Annotated in this window: 4 protein-coding genes; all 4 read right to left on the bottom strand. The window is 77.0% G+C overall.

From position 1 onward, the window contains the following. Positions 1 to 692 (bottom strand): SGNH/GDSL hydrolase family protein (locus ACWENR_RS30020; protein WP_452280313.1); only part of this gene is annotated, 692 nt, incomplete at its 3' end. 65 nt (positions 693 to 757) lie between these two features. Further along, positions 758 to 1,888, bottom strand: a complete 1,131-nt coding sequence (locus ACWENR_RS30015; RefSeq protein ID WP_452280312.1) for a magnesium and cobalt transport protein CorA — start codon at positions 1,886 to 1,888, stop codon at positions 758 to 760. 38 nt (positions 1,889 to 1,926) lie between these two features. Beyond that, entirely contained in the window at positions 1,927 to 2,544 is a 618-nt protein-coding gene (locus tag ACWENR_RS30010) for a class F sortase (RefSeq protein ID WP_452280311.1), read from the bottom strand. A 95-nt stretch (positions 2,545 to 2,639) separates the two neighbouring features. After that, positions 2,640 to 3,128, bottom strand: a complete 489-nt coding sequence (locus tag ACWENR_RS30005; protein WP_452280310.1) for a hypothetical protein — start codon at positions 3,126 to 3,128, stop codon at positions 2,640 to 2,642. Positions 3,129 to 3,646 lie beyond the last annotated feature (518 nt).

Here is a 3,646-nt window from a genome sequence, read left to right as displayed (position 1 = left end):
CGGGCCAGCCAGGGCAGCAGGTGCCGGCGGGCCCAGGCGGCCTCGGCGCGGAGCACCTCGTGGCGACGCCGGCGCGGGGCCGCCTCCAGCGGCCGCGTCCAGCCGTCGTCGGTGCCCGGCAGCCCGACGGTGTGTGCGAGCGCGGCGGCGATGCGTTCGTGCCCGGCGCTGTTGGCGTGCAGCCGGTCGTCGCTCCACAGCCGGGGGTCCGAGGCGACCGGGTGGGCGCCGAGGTCCACCAGGGTGGCCCCGGTCTCGGCGGTCGCCGCGCGCAGCGCGGCGTTGAGCGCCAGCATCCGGCCGCGCAGCGGGCGGGCCAGCGGCATCACCGGCACCGGGTCGGGCAGGGTGAAGGTCAGCACCGTGGCGCCCTGCCCGACCAGGGCGCGCTGCATCGCCGCGACGTCCTCGGCGACCCGGTCGGCGTCGAAGGAGGGGCGCAGCACGTCGTTCATGCCGGCCACCACGGTGGCGAGGTCCGGCGCGAGGTCGAGGGCGGGTTGCAGCTGCTCGGCGCGGATACGGGCGGTGGTGCGCCCTCGGACGGCGAGGTTGGCGTACTCCAGGCCGCCCTGCGCGCGGGCCACCGCCAGGGCGAACCGGTCGGCCCAGCCCCGGTAGCCGCCGGCGCCGTCGGGGTCGTCGAGGCCCTCGGTGGTGCTGTCGCCGATCGCCACGTACCGCTGCCACATCACGTGGGGGAGGGTAGCGGCCGGCGGCGACGACCCGCTCGCCCCGGCCGCGCGCCGGGGCGCGGTCAGAGCCAGCCGGAGCGGCGGAACAGGCGGTGCAGGGTGACCGCGACCAGCGCCATCAGGCCCAGCGCGGCGGGGTAGCCGTAGCGCCAGTTCAGCTCGGGCATGCTGGCGAAGTTCATGCCGTAGATCCCGGCGATCCCGGTCTGGGTGGCGGCGATGGCGGCCCACGCGGCGATCTTGCGCATGTCGTTGTTCTGGTCCACCGCGAGCTGCGCGAGCCGGGACTGCAGGATCGAGTTGAGCAGGTCGTCGTAGGCGGCGACCCGGTCCACCGCCCGGGTCAGCCGGGCGTCGACGTCGACGAACCACCGCCGCAGGCCGCGCGGCGGGCCGTCGGGCCGCTGGTCCAGCAGCGACCGCAGGGGCGACTGCAACGGCTGCACCGCCCGCTTGAACTCCACCACCTCCCGCTTGAGCTGGTAGATGTGCTGGATGTCGGCGGAGCGGTCGCGGGCGAACACCGTCTCCTCGACCCGTTCCAGGTCCCGCTCGACGTGCCCGGCGACCTCCAGGTAGAGGTCGACCATGCGGCTGCAGACCGCGTACGCCACCGCCCACGGGCCCTCCGCGAGCACGGCGGGGCGGCCCTCGACGTCGGCGCGGACGGGGGTGAGCGCGCCGGCCGCGCCGTGCCGCACGGTGATGACGAAGCGGTCCCCGAGCAGCACCATCACGTCGCCGGTGTCGATCACCTCGGAGGTGTCGGTCAGCTCGGCGTGCTCGACGTATCCGGCGGTGCGCAGCACCAGCAGGGTCACGTCGCCGTCGCGCCGCACGGTGGGGCGGTGGCCGTCGGCGAGCGCCTGCTCGACGGTCAGGTCGTCCAGCCCGAAGACGCGGCCGACCGCGGCCATCACCGCCGGGTCCGGGTCGTGCAGCCCCAGCCAGACGAAGGCGCCGCGGGCGCGGCGGCTGCGGGCGTACGCGTCGGCGTAGTGCGGCCGGCCCGGCTCGCGCCGTCCGTCCACGTAGACGGCACAGTCGACGACGGCGTCCGGGTTGGACCGCCGGGGCGTCTCCGCGCGCTGCCCGGGCGCCGGCCGGCCGAGCAGCCGCTGGAACACCCCCGGTAGGCCCAGCCGCTCTGTCACCCGCTGAGCCACCCCGTCCCCCTCCGCGTCGCCCGGCATCCGCGCGCACACCGTACTCGGAGCCGGCCCGTCGGGGGTCAGGGCACCCGCGTGGCGAAGACGACGACGTTGTCGACGTAGCCGCCGGCGCGCCGGTCGAAGCGGCCGCCGCAGGTGACCAGGCGCAGGCCCGCCGCATCGCCGGGGCCGTAGACGAGGTCGGTGGGGAAGCGGTCCTTGGGGTACGAGGCGACGCCGTCGACGGCGAAGGTCGCCACGCTGGCGTCGGCGCGGGTGATCCGCACGGTGTCGCCGGTCCGCAGCCGGCCGAGGTCGAAGAAGACGGCCGGCCCGGCGGCCGAGTCGACGTGGCCGACGATCACCGCGTTGCCGGTCTCGCCGGGGCTGACGCCGTGCCGGTACCAGCCGGCGATCGTGGGCCGGTCCAGCGGCGGCACCTCCAGCCGTCCGTCGGCGTCGGCGCCAACCGGGACGACCTGGGCCTGTACGCCGATCGCCGGGATCCGCACGTCGACCGGCTCGGCCCGCCCCAGCGGCGGCACCGGCGGCGCGGAGCGCGCCCCGGCCGGCGCGTCGGCGGCCCCGGGTCGGGGCGGGCGCGGCGGGGTCGCCGCGATTCCCGCGCCGACCAGGGCGAGGCCGGTCGCGCCGAGCAGGGCGACGACCGTGACGGCCAATCCGGGCCTGCGGGACACGGCTCCACCTCCGTACGCGTTTCGCCCGGGTGCCCGCCCCGGCGTCGGCCGGTGCGGGCACCCGGGTCCAGGGATGGACGGCGCGGAGCCGTCGGTCAGAACGTTGCCGCGGCCATGTGGCGTCGGCGTCGGGCCAGGATGAGGGCGCCGCCGGCGGCGGAGCCGAGCAGGACGCCACCGGCGGCGAGGGCCCCGGTGCCGTCGGCGCCGTCGCGGCCGCCGGCCTGGGCGCCGCCGATCGGGGTGACGGTGAACGTCGCGCTGCCGGCCGCGCTGCCGTCGCCGCAGGTCGCGGTCACCGTGTAGGTGCCGAGCGTGAAGCCGGCGGTGAAGAGCTCGGCGCTCAGCCCGCCGCCGGCCGCCGCCGTGGTGGACCGGACGTTCTGGTCGCGGTCGGGCCCGGTGACGCGGAAGATCGCGTCGCCGGACTTCGGGTTGCACGTCGTCGCGGTGAGCACGACCGTCCCGCCGACCGGGGTGGTGGCCGGTGACACGACGGTGTCGGCCAGCGCGGCGCCCGGCAGCAGGAGCGTGCCCAGACCCACGCCGACCGCCGCCGATACGAGAACTGTCTTGACCTTCATACGCGTCTTCCCTCACTTTTCGTCCGCTGACTGCTTGGGACGTCGCTCGGGTGGCCAACTCCGTGACTAGCACCGGTGTGACCAACCCTAGGCGGGTTGGGCCCTCGATCCGGTGAAAATGAGAAATCCTCGTTGCCGTCACGTGTCCACCCCGGAGGCGGAGGGAGCAGCGGAAATGCCGGCTCGGCCCGCCCGCGAAGGGTGGGCCGGGTCGATGTCGTCAGGGCCGCGCTGTCGCCGGCTGGGCGGGTCTCGGCCCGTCTCACGGACGTTGCGCGGAGCGGGCCGGGTCGCGACCGTGCCGCCCCCGCGGGGCGGTAGCCGCCGACCCGGCCGCTCGCGGACGGTTTGCGCCGGCCGGGCCATCGACTGCGGCGCCGGCCGGGTCGGCGTCGCCCGGACCAGCGCCGGCAGGCGGTGTCGGCCTGGGCCTACGCCGCCCCGGGCCGCGGGGGCGGGGGGGCGGCGGCGGGGGGGGTGGCGGGGGCACGCCCCGGCCGGCGGGGGGCGGCGGGCGC

It is taken from the genome of Micromonospora sp. NPDC004336 (genome assembly GCF_053602615.1).
Note: the sequence above shows the minus strand (reverse complement) of the source record. Positions and strands in the feature narration are given on the sequence as shown.

Excerpts from the sequence above, each read along its gene's own strand:
- ACWENR_RS30015 (WP_452280312.1), bottom strand. The coding sequence starts at position 1,888 with ATGCCGGGCGACGCGGAGGGGGACGGGGTGGCTCAGCGGGTGACAGAG.
- ACWENR_RS30005 (WP_452280310.1), bottom strand. The coding sequence starts at position 3,128 with ATGAAGGTCAAGACAGTTCTCGTATCGGCGGCGGTCGGCGTGGGTCTG.